We start from the raw sequence: 16,801 nt of genomic DNA, 5'->3' as shown, positions 1-16,801 counted from the left end.
AATTGTTCACCCTAACTATTTTAGAGAAGAAACATGATTTTCTGCATTCACTTCATGTTCCAGCACCCACATAAAGTACAGAGCTTTGGCCGCTTTCTCCCGGGTCACTATAGCTTTAGGTTCTAGTTCTGTCCCATTGACCATTTCGCCTCTGGCAATCCCCACTTCAGATCTAATGAGTCCTAATTCATATGCACTTTTCACTTTTGAAATTAAATAAGGAGAAATGTCCGCTGTATCAACAAGCTGCGTCCAGGATACAAGAGGATAGTACATCGCACCTCTAGCTCCTGGCTCCAAATTCGAATCATAGCCAGGATCTCCTGGCACTACTGCTGTGCCGTTATAATCAGTCATGTACTTAGGTTTATTAGCAAACTTTACTTGGTAAACATCATAGAGAATAGCACCCATCGATTCACGTGACAGCTTACCTTTCGGATAATAGGCAACATCAGATCTTTCCACTTTCATTAACTTAGAAATACTGCGTGTGAATTCAGCAACTGTCATCTCCGTATCCGGATTAAAATTCCCTTGACGGTCTTTGCCCACTACTCCCAGCTGGATTAATTTTTCAATTTGATTACGGTAATAAGCAGCTTCCCCAGTCGTCGTATCATTCGTTATTTCCGGAAAAATCTTACCCCAGTTCCCTGTTAGTGCCGCATGCTTAACGTTCCCTTTAAGGTAAGGAGTAATGGAGGCAGCAGTAGAATCGCCAGTAGCACCTTTCTCTACAAGCTCCGTGACAATCATCCGTGAAAATTGTTTGGCGAGCGCTTCTTTAAAATGAGTCCCATCGACTTTCTTTGAAGGATGCCCGTTAGCGTAACTTCCGTCATTTGTTTTGCCTGGCGTTTCTCCGGCTTCAATAGACATGAAGAGGGCTGTTATTGCTTCTACACCGATCTCGTTATAATATTTCAGACTTTCCGAGTTAAGGTCAATAAGTGTAACTCCAGATTCATCTGCGACCCGTTTAAGAATATCTACAAACTTTCTTGATTTAAAAGAATTTTCATAGATATATCCCGGACTTGCATTCCCTTTAATTCTGGACATTGGGGTTACCAGTACTGGTATCATACCCCGGGCTTGAATCGCAGGGAGATAGACTTCTTTAAGGTAATTTTCATACATTGCTTCTGTCGAACCTCTGCCGTAACGTCTGAACTCATCTGCGCTCTCATCATTGTGTCCGAATTGAATAAACACATAATCCCCAATGCTGCCATTCAGTAAAATGTCGTTCAGTCGACCTTCTGTATAGGCATTTTTAAACGAGCGTCCCCCCATGGAATAGTTAGTTACACTCAATTTATGTTGATTAAACATACTGCCAATAATCTGGCCCCAACCACTCATTGGTGCTTCGTCGAAGGTGTAGGACTTGACCGTGGAATCTCCAAGTATAAATAAATTCGGAAGAGCTCCAGCCGCTCTATGCTGAGTCAAAATCGGTTCCAGTATGATCTCCTCAATCCCCACAGCTGTGTTCACTTTGTTCGGTTCGATCTCAATATCTATATGGTCACGGCCGTTTACATACGTATAAGTCCACTCTTTCCCTTTGGCTACAGCCGTATGCTTGACGGGTACAAGCTTTGCAGCGTCCCAATGTCCACTTTTCAACAAGCGGCTGGTCTGCATTCCGGATACTGACACGATCCCATCCTCTGCGTCAGAAGTCGTTTTTACATATATGTTGTAGGTTCCAGGGGGCGCATCCATTCGAAACGCCATACCGTAGTTGTTATAATTATCTTTCTCAGATTTAGGTTCAGCAAAAAAATTAGGCTCTGTGATGAAAAAACCTGTTCCATCGGATGTAATTGAGTCGGTGTGCACTTCTCTGGCGGGTAAAGCGTTGGTCTCTTCAACAAAACCATAACCTAAAGATGAGTCATACAATTGTACACCGTGATTAGGATCATACCTGACGGATTGATACCCTGTTTTAACTTGGTTTGTAAAATTGAACTTGTATACGCGTGCAATTTGGGTTGGAGGTTGCCTCTCTGCCCCATCTTTTATAAAGGCTGCCTCTGTTGTACCGTGAGTAAGAGTCAATGAAGCCATTAGTAAAGAAGATAAGATTAGTATATTCCTACACAACTTTCCCACTTCATTACACTTCCTTCCGTTTCTCGAAATACTTCCCTAGGTTCCTCCATTATCCCTGTTCTCTAAAGTGATTCAAATGATGATTTCATTCTTTTTTTTGACCTTTTGTAAAGAAAACTATGGAATGATCAACGGCTCGCACTGCAAAACGGTCATATGTATAGGTATCCTTGATATAATTAAGAACATCCCTATTGATCCTAAGGAGGAGAACTCCTATCGCTTACAAAGTCAGCTTTCCGAACATTATGAGTACACTGCAGCTGATCGGTGTTCATTATCGTGTAGCAGAACCTGGGTGGGCATACCCTGATCATCATCACAAAATCTTCGAACTATTGTATTGCTACGACGGCAACTCCCATCAATATGTAGAAGGAAGTTCCATTGCCTTTGGTAAAGGAGATTGGTTAATTATTCCACCTGGCTTACGTCATTATGTAGTTAATTCTGGCCTGAGCAACTATATCTACCTCTCCTTTCATTTCGATATTGACGATTTAAAGTTTCGTGATTGGTTTCAGTCTCAAGCTGTACAGAAATGGAATAACCAGCAAATGCAGCATTCGGGATTAAATCACCAACTGGAACATTTGGATGAATTTATTAAGAACAATATTCTCGCCACGACGGCCTCCACTGGATTTCCCGAGGAAATTGAAGAAATGATTCTTGTAAAAGAAAGGCTTCGTTTGCAAGCGATCATCCTGATGATTTTGACTGAACTCATTGATGTACAGCTCTCGAATTCGGAGAATTCCAACACAGCGCGACAAGCAAACTCTTTGTACGAGGTGGAAACTGCTCATCAGATCGAAAAATATATTGCAGCCAATATTCATTTGCCGGAGCTCACGGTTAATTTGATTGCTGAGCAGCTTTGCTTAAGTCGGGTGCAGTGCCATAAGTTGTTTACAAAGATATATAAGATATCTCCTAGGCAGTACATAACTAACCTAAGATTAAAGAAGTCAAAACATTTGCTGCTTCATACCGATTTAAAAATACAGAGGATTTCTGAACAACTCGGGTTTGCTTCCCAGAGCCACTTCAGCCGACAATTCAAACGATGGACGGGTGTTTCTCCGTTAAATTACCGGCCGAAATCTTATACGAATCCTATCAGGGATTAACGTTTTATGAAGATAAATTACCGGAACATACGAAAAACCCGCTCTCCATTACGGAGGCGGGTATAATTCGCTATAGATTAAACTATATCGTTAAACACCATGAAGAATACCATTAGTAGCAATGACACCGTAAGCAGTGCACTAAGTGTGCGCAATTTTCCAGTCTCTGCGCTAACGTCGCGGTTCTCACGAATTCCAGCTGCTGCAAGACGCAAAGGCTTACTCATAATACCGCCAAGTGCAAACATCGCTAGCAATAACACAACAACAATAATCATCCACGCTACTGAATAATCACCTTTGGTCATCATATAACCGCCTGTAAGGAGTTGGATCACCAATCCATACTGCGCAAAACGATTAAATCCGGTTACTGCACTTAACGTTCCTTCTTTAGCCCCAGACGACAGTTTCTCTGCACGTCCTAGGATGAAGGGTAGCACAAGGTAGAAGCCAAGTGCCAAGGTTCCGATCATATGTAAGAAAAACAACACGTTCCAATCCATAACATATCTCCTCCGTTTTAACTGTGATAATAGTTACATTTAATTATACCCATTATTGCTTGAGAAGAAAAGGAAACCCCCATTTTAAGTGAACAAAATGGGGGTTTCTTCATACCTCTGTCACAATCTATACAGTTAGCACAGCTGTTACACTACGCACGGATTCAGCAGACTTATCTAAAGCCGCTTTTTCCTCAGCTGTAAGCTCGAGTTCAAAAATTTTCTCAATACCATTGGCACCAAGTAACGCCGGAACACCCATGAACAGGTTATCGTAGCCATATTCTCCTTCGAGCAAAGCGATAACCGGAATGATCCGTTTTTTGTCCTTCAAGATAGCTTCCGCCATCTGAACTAAAGAAGCCGCTGGTGCATAATAAGCACTACCATTTCCTAAGAGGTTAACAATCTCTCCGCCACCTACACGTGTACGTTGCACAATCTCATCAATACGCTCCGCAGATATCAATGTATCAATTGGAATGCCACCGACACTGGAATACCTTACGAGCGGTACCATATCATCGCCGTGTCCGCCTAATACGAAACCACGTACATCTTCAACAGATACCTTCAGCTCTTGTGCAATAAACGTGTTATAACGGGCTGTATCCAGTACTCCGGATTGTCCAATTACGCGACTCTTCGGAAAACCCAGCGCTTTAAATGCCGCATAGGTCATAGCGTCAACTGGATTACTCAGAATGATTACGATGGAATCTGGTGCTACACGTTTTATGTTCTCGCATACCGACTTCACAATACCTGCATTGGTGTTCACGAGATCATCGCGACTCATTCCAGGTTTACGGGCAATCCCTGCAGTGATGATTACAATATCTGAATCCGCAGCATCTTCATAGCTTGAGGTTCCTGTAATTTGACTGTCAAATTTCTGTACAGGACCTGCTTCCAGCATATCTAGTGCCTTCCCCTTGGTTGTGTTCTCCATTTGTGGGATATCAAGCAGCACAACGTCACCAAGCTCCTTTTGAGCAAGCATAAGAGCTGTAGTAGCCCCAGTAAAACCGGCACCTACAACTGTAATTTTATAACGTTTGATTGCCAAGGATTCTCCTCCTAGAACGGTGTCGGTATAGCTTGTATTAGCTAAACTTCAATATATTCAGTTGGTTGAGCCAGCCTATCTTAGAGGTGATTAATAATCTCGTCGGCAAATGCAGAGCATTTCAGTTCAGTTGCGCCTTCCATCAGGCGGGCAAAGTCATAAGTCACGGTTTTGTTATTAATAGCTGTTTCCATACCTTTATAAATCAGATCTGCTGCTTCCTGCCAACCCAGATGCTCCAGCAACATTACGCCGGACAGAATCACGGAACCAGGGTTCACAACATCTTTGTCTGCATATTTAGGTGCGGTGCCATGAGTGGCTTCAAAAATCGCATGTCCAGAAATATAGTTAATGTTCGCTCCAGGAGCGATACCGATACCGCCGATTTGCGCAGCAAGCGCGTCAGACAGGTAATCCCCGTTCAGGTTCAAGGTAGCAATAACATCAAAATCAGTCGGACGAGTCAGAACTTGTTGCAATGCGATATCGGCAATGGCATCCTTGATGATAATTTTGCCCGCAGCTTCAGCATCCTTCTGAGCAGCATTGGCAGCAGCTTCACCTTCACGTTCTTTAATCACATCGTATTGATTCCAAGTGAAGACCTTATCTCCGAACTCTTGCTCAGCAACTTCATAACCCCAGTTTTTGAAGGCACCTTCAGTGAACTTCATGATGTTTCCTTTGTGCACAAGCGTTACGCTCTTGCGTCCGTGTTTGATCGCATATTCAATAGCAGCGCGTACCAAACGTTTTGAACCTTCGGAGGATACTGGTTTGATACCAATACCAGAAGTTTCAGGGAAACGGATTTTGTTAACTCCCATCTCTTTTTGCAGGAATTCGATGACTTTTTTCACTTCAGCAGAACCTTCTTGATATTCAATCCCTGCATAAATATCCTCCGTATTCTCACGGAAAATAACCATATCCACCAGCTCAGGACGTTTAACAGGAGAAGGAACCCCTTCGAAATAACGAACTGGACGCAGACATACGTACAAATCCAACTCTTGACGCAAAGCTACGTTCAATGAACGAATACCGCCTCCGATTGGAGTCGTAAGTGGACCTTTAATAGCTACAAAATATTCACGGATTGCCTCCAAAGTATCATTTGGCAGCCATTCGCCATATGTATTGAAGGCTTTTTCGCCAGCAAAAACTTCGTACCAAGCGATTTGCTTTGTGCCGCCATAAGCTTTAGTTACTGCTGCATCAAGTACGCGTTTGGAAGCCTTCCAAATATCACGGCCTGTGCCGTCACCCTCGATAAAAGGAATAATTGGATGATTAGGAACCTGCAGTTTACCATCTTTAATTGTGATTTGTTCGCCTTCTGTTGGCAGATCGAATTTTTCTAGTTTCAACATTTGAGTGTATTCCTCCTAAAGTTTTGTGGGATTTAATTTCTCATGGACAAGCCTCGAACAAAACTCTCTACGTATGAATATGCATTATTGCATATATTCTAGGGTTCATTCTACTAAACTTTAGGAGCAGCCCGCAAGGCTGCCCTTCTATCTTTCGTCTACTGGAACGTATTTCTGTTCAATCATACCTGTGTATTCTGCACGTGGCCGGATAATACGGTTATCTGTATATTGCTCCAGAATATGTGCAGTCCAGCCTGAAGTCCGGCTAATTGCAAAGATAGGAGTGAACAGCTCACGTTCAATACCCAGCTGTGTATAAACTGATGCCGAATAGAAATCAACATTCGGTTTAAGTCCCTTTTGTCCGGTAATCAATTCCTCGATATTTACGGACATATCATACAGCGTAGTATCATTTTTCATTGTGCCAAGTTCAAGTGACATTTTCATCAGGTGTTTAGCACGTGGATCACCATTTTTGTATACTCTATGGCCGAAGCCCATGATCTTCTCGCGGTTATCCAGCTTCTTACGAATATAAGGTTCAACCGCTTCCAAACTTCCGATCTCTTCAAGCATCTTCATAACGGCTTCATTCGCCCCACCGTGAAGTGGACCCTTTAGTGCGCCGATAGCGGAGGTCACGCCGGAATAAATATCGGACAAGGTTGCAACCGTAACTCTGCCTGCAAAAGTTGAAGCATTCAGCTCATGGTCCGCATGAAGCACAAGTGCGGTATCAAGCGCTTTAACAGATACACTGTCAGGTTCTTTTCCCCATAACATATACAGGAAGTTCTCGGCAATCGAGACGCCTTCTTTAGGAGCCACAGGTTCCAGACCTTTGCGAATACGCGATAGGGCCGCCACAACCGTCGGGAGCTGTGCCTGTAGTTTTACTGCTTTAATCTCGTTAGCTTCTCTGCTCATATCGTCAGCCGCTTCATCATAGAGAGCAAGGCTTGATACAGCAGTCCGCAATGCTGCCATGGTGTTGGTGTCTTTTGGATAGAGCTTCATTTGCTCGATGACTGGCTCAGGAATCCGTGCGAAAGCACTGAAATCCCGTTTGAGCGCTTCCAGCTCTGGTGTTGTTGGTAGACTGCCAAACCACAATAAATAAGCGGTTTCTTCGAAGGTAGCATTTTCTGCGAGATCATCAATATCATAACCACGGTAAGTGAGTACCCCATCCACAATAGAGCTAATGGATGAAGTTGTTGCAACGATACCTTCCAAGCCTTTGGTAGCTGTCATAGCATATCTCTCCTTTGCCAACAAGGTATAAAAAGCATTCTCGGTTTCATGTAAACATTTCCAATTTAAAGCATTGAAAAATCTAAGGAGTGCAGTTCAAGGACATATCCGGCGAGGATGTTGTCTGACTTTCGTAATCGAATCTTTATTCATCATACTGGATTTTGTCGGTTATGTGAACAATGTGGAAGCTTTGCAGCGCATCAAATGATTTTATCACAGAGATAGAAAAAAACTTCTAAACCCTTGATTCACAGTTGAGATTTTAGTTTATAGCATCCGGTTCAGCCCAATATTTATCCCGTTTCCTAGTCTTTAAATAGGTTCTATGAATATATATGAAGACGAGCTTTTATTCCCCTGCATCCGCAGGAATGAAGGAGGTGTAGATCTTCGTATGGACCGATTAGCATTAAAAAGACTGCTGCGCGGCCTGTGGGTCGTTCTGGCTACCTCTATCCTCCTGCTGGCAATCTATTTATTGCTTCCGCTGTTATACCCCCTCCTGCTCGCTTGGTTGCTCGCTTATATCATGCATCCACTAGTGTTGATTCTTAAAGGCCTTAAGCTCCCAGCGTGGCTGGCGGTGTCGCTCTCGCTGCTATTTTACATAGGCGGAACCGCACTAGTACTGACCGCGATGATTACAAGGCTAGTGAAAGAATTGATCGTGCTGCTGCAGACCTTTAATCTTCATACGGACCAATGGAGAGAGCTTCTGCTGTCCTTGAGCCAGAATGCAAGCATACAGAATATCATTAACCAGATAAATCAGTTCTACCGCGACAATCCTGACTATCACGCCACCATTGACAGCAATATCAGCAGAACAACGGAAACCGTTGGTTACGCAGTTACGCAAGTGGTGACCGGATTTTTTAATGTGATCTTAAAGCTGATCTCCGCTCTACCCAGTATGGGTACAATTCTTATCGTGGTCGTTCTCGCTGCCTTTTTTATTAGTACTAGCTGGGAAAGACATAATGCCAAACTCACAGGCTGGCTGCCAGCCCCATTCTTAAAGCCGGTATCGGGTATCTGGCGGGATCTGCGAAAAGCTCTCTTCGGCTATCTCCGGGCTCAGCTAATCCTGATCTCCATTACAGCGGTCATTGTCGTGATCGGGTTGCTGCTCTTGGGTGTAAAATCTGCTTTCGCTATTGGCTTAATGATTGGTTTTGTGGATCTGTTGCCTTATTTAGGGGTTGGAATCGTAATGATTCCGTGGGCGTTATACTCTTACATGACAGACAATCTGGCACTGGGGATCGGACTTACTATCCTATATGCCGTTATCCTTGTAACCCGCCAAGTGCTTGAGCCGAAAGTGCTCGCCAGCAGCATTGGGCTTGATCCCCTTGCTATGCTGGTCGGCATGTTTGCAGGTTTGCAGCTGTTCGGTATGCTTGGGCTGATCATCGGTCCCGTTATTCTAGTTATTCTTGTAGCCTTTAACCGAGCAGGTGTATTTCACGCATTACACAGCTATATTGTCAGCGGAAGACTAAGATAATAAACAATACCCTACAATACTTGGAATAGCAAAACAGAGCGGGCTCCTATCAATGACAGGGGCCCGCTCTGTTTTTGTTTTGATGATGACTAGCGGCGGTAAAAGGTGAAGGTGCCGTTTTTCATCTTTTTCTCAATCCACTTCAGCAAAAATATACGATACAAAGGCCGAGTCAACGGAAACACCAAGGAGAAACCTACAATATCCGTTATGAAGCCAGGTAAGATCAGCAGTAAGCCACCGAAAAAAATGCATAGGCCATCCAGCATCGTCCGGCCAGGAACGCGTCCCTCCTGCATATGTGTTCTGCTGTCTTGCAGCACTTTATTCCCTTCGAAACGCATCATCAATAGTCCGATAACCGAGGTCGTCAACATAAGCAGCAGCGTTTTGAATGCTCCAAGTTGATCTGCTACAAAGATAAAGCCGAATAATTCCACGGCAGGAATGATAAATAATGCAGCCCACAACCATTTGCTTCTAATCATACAGAACCCCTTTCTTCCCGCAGCGCTCCTTTAATCGCGTGAAACAGCTCCGGAAGGGCTCTATCCAGCCTGGCAGGCTTCCATTCTCGATTCACCCAAACATGATTTGTCGAGCCGGTAACCAGCAGTTCCCCGGGGAGGTCCATCGACCGCAATTGTCCCAAAGTAGCCGCTGAACCCTCTAAATTCCTACCTTCTGCTTCCGAGAGCCTCCGCACCTGATACTCAAATGCGACTCTTAACGCCGAAAAGGTAGTCATTCGCGCATACACGGAGATAAGATCATCATATCGCGCCGGACTTTTAAATTGCAAATCGGCTGAGGTAACAGGCAGCAGCACTCCCTGATTCTCAAGCTCACGATAAGTAAAGCCAAGCTGACGTAACAACTCCGTACGGCCAGACTCAAACCAGTTCAAATAATTCGCATGATACACTACGCCCATCTGATCACTTTCCTGGTATCGAACACGCAGGGTAGACTCATACCACCGGCTTTGCAAGCCGTCTTGCTGTAATTCCATTTATAAATACTCCTTTCGGCATAGGCAGCAGGGAGAGCTTTAGGCCCGGGCCCCGTCTGAAGATAGCTTTGTCGTCGATAGTTTGCTTCGGGAGCTTCTGGCGACATAAAATAGCAGCATCGCTCCTGCAATTGAACTCAACATACAAGACAGGTTCATCACTTCTACGCCGCCTTGATTGAGCAAGAATCCATTTAATAAATTGCCAACAACACCGGCAAAACCCGAGAACACCATATTAAAAACACTTTGCCCAGTCGCCTGCATCTCGTTAGAGGTGATCTGAGATACATATTCAACGGCAGCAATATAAAAGAACCCGAATGACAGGCCATGCAGTACCTGCACTCCAATCATTACGGATGGATAAGGGAAAGCCACCTGAATACCCCACCGCAAGACATAAATAAGTGCGCCAAGGAGCAGCGTCCGCTCGCGCCCCAGCTTTTTGATTACCTTGGAAGCAAACAGCATGGAGGGCACGTTCGTTACAGATGCGAGGAAAAGCGCAATTCCTGCATAACGAGTTGAACCTCCAACCGACTGAAACGCAATGACGAAGTAGGTTCCAAAAGCAGTCATCGTCTGGTTCACAAGAAAACTGCCACCCAAAAACGCTAGGAACACCCGATTCCCCAGCAGCTTTTTAACCCCCTGAGAAAACGATTGCCGCATCATATGATTCTCTTCTGCCTGCTTCGGCAGCGTCAATGCAATAAGAACCGCAATCAGATTAAACATAAGAAAGGGCAGCCATATCGTGGATACAGAGAAGGACGATACATACAATCCGCCTAAATAGGCTCCCACAGCCGCTCCAATGCTCATCATAAGCCTTATACTGCCATAAGTAGCCCCAGCCCTCTTCGCCGCTGAAATCGCGTAAGAATCGGCTATAGGCGCCTGTGTCGAGGAAAAGATTGTAGAGAGGGTATACACCAGCAGTAACACTATAAAATATTCCGAACGGTAAAAGACGGCTAATAAAGCCGGTATCGCCACACTTAGGATTAGTACCAAACGCGTCTGATTATACCGATCCGAGACAATTCCCCATATTGGCTGAATCGTGATCGCAATTAGCGTGCCTGTTGCCATTAGTATACCTATCTGCCCGCTATCAAGTCCATTGTGGACAAGCAGCAGCGTTAGATATGAGCCAAATGAACCGCCGGCCAATCCTAAAAACAGATAAAAGCCACGCAGCTTTGATAATTTTTCCATTTTAAGCTACAAATCCTCTCCAGCTTCTTAATCAAGCATTGTACTCTCTTATATTTTAGCAGAACACCCGTACTTCCTATGTAATCACCGCATTTAATATAGCAGTACTATAAAGGCGGTGGACAAGTTGAATAATAAGCAAAATTCTAATCGGGTCAATCATCCATGTCTAAAAGACAAATCTAATTCGAACAAATTTCAAAGCTCCGGCTTCGGCTGGTCTTCAACAAACTGGAGCGGATATACGATCACTGGAAAAAAGGGGGCTTTTAACCGCATTGCCGGTGAATGGATCGTTCCATATGTAAAACCAACCTCTAAACCTTCCTATTCCTCTGCTTGGATTGGTATAGACGGTTTCAAGAACAGCAGCCTGATCCAAACGGGTACAGGCCATGAATTCGTAAATGGCCGTGCCCGGTATTACGCTTGGTGGGAAATCCTTCCTGATGTCGAAACGGTAATTCCCCTTCCAGTGAGCCCTGGAGACCATATAAAAGCGAACATCACGAAGGTAGGCCGCAACAAATGGACGATTACGCTCCGCAATTTGAGCCGAAATTGGATTTTTCGAACATTACAGCGATATACCGGACCACAAACCTCTGGTGAATGGATTATGGAGGCTCCCGAGGTAGACGGCTCGATCGCAAAGCTGGCGCGTGTCTCCCCTACTTGCTTCTATTGCTGTCGAATTAATGGCAAAAGTCCAAGGCTCACTCTCAATATGGGAGGAATCATGGTGCAAAATAACGCTACTATCGCCGTTCCTTCTTGTCCAAACCATCGTGGGGATTCTTTTACTGTCAAACGAACATACCCCAAATAAAAATACTCGAACCTATCATTCAAGATTTGTTACTAACAGCATAAATGGATTTAACATAATCTTCAATCGAATATGTTGATAAACACGAAAAAAAGGGCTGCCTCGCTTGTAGATTTTCACTACAGTTGAGACAACCCTTTAATTAAGCTTTATGGAACCTGTTAAACAGGTGAAGCCAATCGAGAACTACTCGATTGTGCTTACTTTTACCAAGTTAGTGGAACCAGAACGTCCAAGTGGAATTCCTGCAGTAATCACAACTAGGTCACCAGTTTGAACCAGACCGGAATCCTTACCACCTTTGATTGCTGTTTCCAGCAGCTCATCTGTGGAAGATGCAACTTGTCCGAACACTGGCGTTACGCCCCAAACGAGGGACAATTGACGCATAGTTCTTTCTTGTGTTGTAACGGCAATGATTGGTGCTTTAGGACGGTATTTGGAAACAACGCGTGCAGTATGACCTGTTACAGTCGAAGAAATGATAGCCTTAGCGTTCAGATCCAAAGCAGAAATTGCAACGGATTGGCTGATTGCTTCTGTAACTGTAGTTTCTTGTGCAGTTTGTTGTTTCATGAAGATTTCATGGTGGTTCAGAGCGGATTCCGCTTTCTCAGCAATGCGGGACATTGTAAGTACGGATTCTACTGGATATTTACCAGCAGCAGTTTCTCCGGAAAGCATGATTGCATCTGTACCATCTAAAATAGCGTTTGCTACGTCACTTGCTTCAGCGCGAGTAGGACGTGGGTTGCGTTGCATGGAATCCAACATTTGTGTAGCTGTGATTACTGGTTTACCAGCAACGTTACATTTTTGAATCATCAATTTTTGAGCCAAAGGTACATCTTCAGCTGGGATTTCAACACCAAGGTCACCACGAGCAACCATCAGGCCGTCAGAAGCTTCTAAAATTTCATCAAGGTTGTCAACACCTTGTTGGTTTTCGATTTTGGAAATGATTTGGATGTGAGAAGCGTTGTTTTTCTCAAGCAGCTCACGAATTTCCTGAACGTCGCTAGCTTTGCGAACGAAGGAAGCGGCGATAAAATCGATGTCCTGTTCGATACCAAAAAGAATATCGTTGGTGTCTTTTTCCGTAATACCCGGCAAGGAGATGTTTACTCCTGGTACGTTAACGCCTTTCTTGCTCTTAATCGTACCACCGTTTACAATACGGGTCTTGATTTCTGTACCTTGAATGTCGACAACTGTCAAACCAATCAGACCGTCATCAATAAGGATGGTGGATCCTACTTGAACATCGTTAGGAAGTTCGCTGTACGTGATGGAAATACGATCTTGATTACCAAGGATCTCTTCCGTAGTCAGTGTCAGGTACTCGTCCTGAACAAGTTCAATCGGTTCTACTTCCAGCTTGCCTGTGCGAATCTCCGGTCCTTTAGTATCGAGCAGGATAGCAACTGTTTTGTTCAGTTCCTTAGATGCTTGACGGATCGTATTGATCCGAGCACCGTGCTCTTCGAAATCGCCGTGGGAGAAATTCAGACGGGCCACATTCATACCAGCCAAAATCAATTTTTTGATATTCTCCAACGATTCACTCGCAGGTCCGATCGTACATACAATTTTACTTTTCCGCATTAGGTTTTCCTCCGTTTTTTCGTTCTCTCTGTCTCACTTTTTCCAACTACAAAATCTACTACAAGGCTAACTAATAAAATAGGAACTTTGTCACATGTGCCTTTAAGTACGCCCTTATGAATATTACTGCAAACCAGACACAAAATCAATGTTGTAGGCACTTTTGGGTGTAACTTTAAGTCGAATTTTCTGTAAACATAAAAAAAATTAAAATAATCCCGTTAGTGGATCGAGATTATTTTAATTCCAATAAATTGTATATTTTACACTATATCCAAAAGACCCACTAAGTATAGCTATATGTCTTAAAGTGCAAATGATTTTGCACTTTTACACTTCTGACTTCACTTCTTCTTCAATAAAAATTTGTTCCTGCTGAGCCTCTGCAAACTCACCAATTTTACGGAATTTACGGTATCGATCATCCTTCAATTCCACTGAGTTCATCTGGGTTAGCTCCTGCAGATGCCGCCATAATGCATCCTTAATCGCCGCTGCCGTTGCTTCGTAATCCCGATGAGCGCCGCCTTTAGGCTCTGGTACGATCTCTTCTATAACTTCCATCTCAAGCAGATCAGCAGCCGTTATCTTCATGGCTTCTGCCGCTTGATCAGCCTTCGAAGCATCCTTCCACAGAATAGAGGCCGCTCCGTTAGGAGATATCGCCGAATAAATGGCATGTTCCAGCATGAGCACTCTATTTCCAACCGCCAATGCCAGGGCGCCACCGCTTCCGCCTTCACCGATGACCACACAGATTACAGGGACACCAAACTGAGACATCTCACGTAAATTACGGGCAATCGCTTCGGATTGACCTCTTTCCTCGGCTGTGTTGCCTGGGTATGCACCTTTCGTATCCACGAAGGTAATAATGGGACGATTGAACTTGTCCGCTTGCTGCATCAGACGCAGCGCTTTACGGAAGCCCTCAGGGTGTGCACTGCCGAAGAATCGTAAAATATTCTCTTTGGTGTCTTTACCGCGCTGCTGGCCAATAACTGTAACCGGCAACCCATTTAGTTTACCGATGCCGCCTACAATAGCAAGATCATCCCCAAACATCCGATCACCGTGGAGCTCAATAAAATCTGTGAAGATCTGCCCCATAAGATCAAGGGAAGTCGGACGTCCTTGATGTCTAGCCAAATGCATTTTTTGCGAAGGAGAAATATTAGAATATATCTCTTCCTCCAGCACACGGTATCGTTCTTCCAGCCTAGCTACCTCGTCCGTAAAATCAATACCCTTCTCTTCGCCAAACTGCTTCAGTTCAGCAATCTTCTTGCGCATTTCTACCAGAGGCATTTCAAAAGGCAACTCTCCTGCCAACCTAAAATCCCCCTTTCACGTCATGCAGCTCCAAAATTTTAGTCAATGTAGCGCGCATTTCTTTGCGGTGCACGACCATATCAAGCAACCCATGCTGAAGATTAAATTCAGCGGTCTGGAAATCATCCGGAAGCTTCTGGCGAATGGTCTGCTCAATGACTATACGTCCTGCGAAACCAAATACCGCTCCAGGCTCTGCAATAATTATATCACCAAGGCTGGCAAAACTCGCAGATACTCCACCGGTAGTAGGATCCGTAATTATCGAGATGTAAAGACCTCCAACCTCGTTAAAACGAGCCAGCGCAGCGCTGGTCTTCGCCATTTGCATTAGACTAAGAATACTCTCCTGCATTCTCGCTCCACCTGAAGTAGAGAAAATAAGGAGTGGAAGCTGTTGCTCTGTGGCCTCTTCTATCGCACGGGTGATCTTCTCCCCTACTACAGAGCCCATGCTGCCTGAGAAAAATTCAAAATTCATCACAGCTACGATGACTGGATGGCCACCAATGGAACCCTGACCCGTAATTACGGCTTCAGTTTGTCCAGATTTCAGCTGCTGTTGCTCCACTTTGGAAGCGTAACCCGGAAATTTCAGCGGGTCGATAGAATACATTTCACTGTCAAACTCAATAAAGCCCTCAGGGTCTAATGTCATTGCAATGCGCTCCACAGCATTTAGGCGCAAGTGGTGACCACAATTAGGACATACCTTTAGGTTCTTCTCTAATTCCTTACTATACTGGATCGTTCCGCATTTATTACATTTGCTCATTAATCCTTCAGGGATTTCACGTTTGGGGCGTTCGCCTTCCGCAGGCCCGCCGCTCCGCTCCAGACGTTCTGAAGGAATAGTCGCGTACTTCCGTTTCTTCTGAAATAAATCTTTGAACACACCCGCACCTCTTCAGCCGTTTATTTGCGTTATGCAGCTTGCCGCTGTCATGACTTTTGTCTTGTAAGAAACTCAGGGATGCAGAATAAGATTAAGGACTTCCTGTACTTCCTCCAGCTCACCTGAAGGAACCAATATCTCAAACTGCTGCTTGGACATATTGATTGGACGGCATTCTACCAAAAAACCTTCTTCTGTCAGCTTACTCTTAATCATATCCGCCACTCTGGCGGTCGGCGCGATATATATTACCGTCCACATGCCCTGCAAGGCCTCCCCAATCTTAATTCCCAGCCGTATCCCGTATAATGGAATTATGATAACACAGTTTTCTTTTTTCCCGCAACAGGAGTAGGGCATAGGAAGCAAGACTGAGGAACTTGTTCAAACGAAATAAAGGGGCTCAATTATTCCTTGTCCGTGCCTAAAGGATATACTTTTGCCCCTTCATGCCGATGAGCAATTCTGGCGGAAGCGGCGGCAGCAATGCCGGCAACAAGGTCATCCAAGAATACATGAATCCTACCTTTATCATCGTTCAGTTCACCAATGATTCCAAGCTTTATTTTGTCCAAATACCCAAAACCTGTCAGTCCGATCATCCCATATACCCCTGTAATACCAAGCGCCAGAGTCTCGTCCGCTCCGTAGAGGGATTCATCAGCCTCCATTACCGCCTGCAGCGGCTGTGGAAGCAGTTTTTTCTCGGCTAATTCATCAAGAGCAACACCTGTCATTAAAGTATACTGCACTTCTCTTTTGCCCAAAACAGACTTGACGCTGGACAGACATTCATCCTTGGTTAAACCAGGATAATAAACCGATTGTAAAATATATACGATTTCAGCAATGGAGGAAAGTGATACACCTCTGCGTTCCAACAGATCTACTGCCATTTGATAGGACATGCTGCGACTCCC

At 44.4% G+C, this 16,801-nt stretch carries 16 protein-coding genes; 3 read left to right on the top strand and 13 right to left on the bottom strand.

Annotated elements, in window-relative coordinates; translation table 11 throughout:
• Positions 1 to 15 precede the first annotated feature (15 nt).
• The gene (locus tag MHH89_RS00890; protein WP_341086072.1) at positions 16 to 2,127 is read right to left on the bottom strand and encodes a GDSL-type esterase/lipase family protein; all 2,112 of its coding nucleotides are present in this window, start codon (positions 2,125 to 2,127) and stop codon (positions 16 to 18) included.
• Between the two features lie 248 nt (positions 2,128 to 2,375).
• Between MHH89_RS00890 and MHH89_RS00885 the strand changes: the two genes are divergently transcribed.
• The gene (locus MHH89_RS00885; protein ID WP_341086071.1) at positions 2,376 to 3,260 is read left to right on the top strand and encodes an AraC family transcriptional regulator; all 885 of its coding nucleotides are present in this window, start codon (positions 2,376 to 2,378) and stop codon (positions 3,258 to 3,260) included.
• Positions 3,261 to 3,337: 77 nt separating this feature from the next.
• Here MHH89_RS00885 and MHH89_RS00880 read toward each other — a convergent pair whose 3' ends face one another.
• The 4 genes from MHH89_RS00880 to citZ all read right to left on the bottom strand — a co-directional run bounded on the left by MHH89_RS00880 (position 3,338) and on the right by citZ (position 7,471).
• On the bottom strand, positions 3,338 to 3,766 hold the full coding sequence (locus MHH89_RS00880; protein ID WP_036678923.1) for a hypothetical protein: 429 nt from the start codon (positions 3,764 to 3,766) through the stop codon (positions 3,338 to 3,340).
• 127 nt (positions 3,767 to 3,893) lie between these two features.
• On the bottom strand, positions 3,894 to 4,835 hold the full coding sequence (gene mdh / locus MHH89_RS00875) for a malate dehydrogenase (RefSeq protein ID WP_076124910.1): 942 nt from the start codon (positions 4,833 to 4,835) through the stop codon (positions 3,894 to 3,896).
• A gap of 80 nt (positions 4,836 to 4,915) precedes the next feature.
• On the bottom strand, positions 4,916 to 6,211 hold the full coding sequence (gene icd / locus MHH89_RS00870) for an NADP-dependent isocitrate dehydrogenase (protein ID WP_036678918.1): 1,296 nt from the start codon (positions 6,209 to 6,211) through the stop codon (positions 4,916 to 4,918).
• Positions 6,212 to 6,358: 147 nt separating this feature from the next.
• On the bottom strand, positions 6,359 to 7,471 hold the full coding sequence (citZ, locus tag MHH89_RS00865) for a citrate synthase (RefSeq protein WP_036678915.1): 1,113 nt from the start codon (positions 7,469 to 7,471) through the stop codon (positions 6,359 to 6,361).
• A gap of 397 nt (positions 7,472 to 7,868) precedes the next feature.
• Here citZ and ytvI point away from each other — a divergent pair, with 397 nt between their 5' ends.
• Positions 7,869 to 8,984: a sporulation integral membrane protein YtvI gene (ytvI, locus tag MHH89_RS00860; protein WP_076124908.1), complete on the top strand. Its 1,116-nt coding sequence runs from the start codon at positions 7,869 to 7,871 to the stop codon at positions 8,982 to 8,984.
• 89 nt (positions 8,985 to 9,073) lie between these two features.
• Here the strand turns inward: ytvI and MHH89_RS00855 are convergent, their stop codons facing one another.
• From MHH89_RS00855 to MHH89_RS00845, 3 genes are read right to left on the bottom strand one after another with little or no spacing between them, the layout of a single operon-like run.
• Positions 9,074 to 9,472 (bottom strand): FxsA family protein, encoded by a 399-nt coding sequence (locus MHH89_RS00855; protein ID WP_076124906.1) that lies wholly within the window; start codon positions 9,470 to 9,472, stop codon positions 9,074 to 9,076.
• Positions 9,469 to 9,996 (bottom strand): acyl-CoA thioesterase, encoded by a 528-nt coding sequence (locus tag MHH89_RS00850; RefSeq protein WP_340393849.1) that lies wholly within the window; start codon positions 9,994 to 9,996, stop codon positions 9,469 to 9,471. The genes MHH89_RS00855 and MHH89_RS00850 overlap by 4 nt, the downstream gene beginning before the upstream one ends.
• 39 nt (positions 9,997 to 10,035) lie before the next feature.
• Positions 10,036 to 11,220 (bottom strand): MFS transporter, encoded by a 1,185-nt coding sequence (locus MHH89_RS00845; protein WP_036678905.1) that lies wholly within the window; start codon positions 11,218 to 11,220, stop codon positions 10,036 to 10,038.
• Between the two features lie 127 nt (positions 11,221 to 11,347).
• Between MHH89_RS00845 and MHH89_RS00840 the strand changes: the two genes are divergently transcribed.
• A complete protein-coding gene (locus MHH89_RS00840) occupies positions 11,348 to 12,049 on the top strand; it encodes a G1 family glutamic endopeptidase (RefSeq protein ID WP_076301303.1) in 702 nt (233 codons plus the stop codon).
• A gap of 186 nt (positions 12,050 to 12,235) precedes the next feature.
• Here the strand turns inward: MHH89_RS00840 and pyk are convergent, their stop codons facing one another.
• The 5 genes from pyk to MHH89_RS00815 form a co-directional block, all read right to left on the bottom strand.
• Positions 12,236 to 13,654: a pyruvate kinase gene (gene pyk / locus MHH89_RS00835; protein WP_038569666.1), complete on the bottom strand. Its 1,419-nt coding sequence runs from the start codon at positions 13,652 to 13,654 to the stop codon at positions 12,236 to 12,238.
• 330 nt (positions 13,655 to 13,984) lie between these two features.
• Positions 13,985 to 14,986 carry an acetyl-CoA carboxylase carboxyltransferase subunit alpha gene (locus MHH89_RS00830; RefSeq protein WP_341086066.1) on the bottom strand — a complete coding sequence of 334 codons (1,002 nt, stop codon included), beginning with the start codon at positions 14,984 to 14,986 and terminating at the stop codon, positions 13,985 to 13,987.
• Position 14,987: 1 nt separating this feature from the next.
• Positions 14,988 to 15,881, bottom strand: coding sequence for an acetyl-CoA carboxylase, carboxyltransferase subunit beta (gene accD / locus MHH89_RS00825; protein WP_076124903.1), 894 nt, complete (start codon positions 15,879 to 15,881; stop codon positions 14,988 to 14,990).
• A gap of 72 nt (positions 15,882 to 15,953) precedes the next feature.
• Positions 15,954 to 16,142, bottom strand: coding sequence for a hypothetical protein (locus MHH89_RS00820; RefSeq protein ID WP_036678895.1), 189 nt, complete (start codon positions 16,140 to 16,142; stop codon positions 15,954 to 15,956).
• A 146-nt stretch (positions 16,143 to 16,288) separates the two neighbouring features.
• Positions 16,289 to 16,789 carry a phosphatidylglycerophosphatase A family protein gene (locus MHH89_RS00815; RefSeq protein WP_036678892.1) on the bottom strand — a complete coding sequence of 167 codons (501 nt, stop codon included), beginning with the start codon at positions 16,787 to 16,789 and terminating at the stop codon, positions 16,289 to 16,291.
• Between the last annotated feature and the right edge of the window lie 12 nt (positions 16,790 to 16,801).

It is taken from the genome of Paenibacillus sp. FSL H7-0323, from assembly GCF_038002725.1.
Classification (GTDB): domain Bacteria; phylum Bacillota; class Bacilli; order Paenibacillales; family Paenibacillaceae; genus Paenibacillus_AQ; species Paenibacillus_AQ odorifer.
This window is presented reverse-complemented; position numbering and strand designations above follow the sequence as displayed.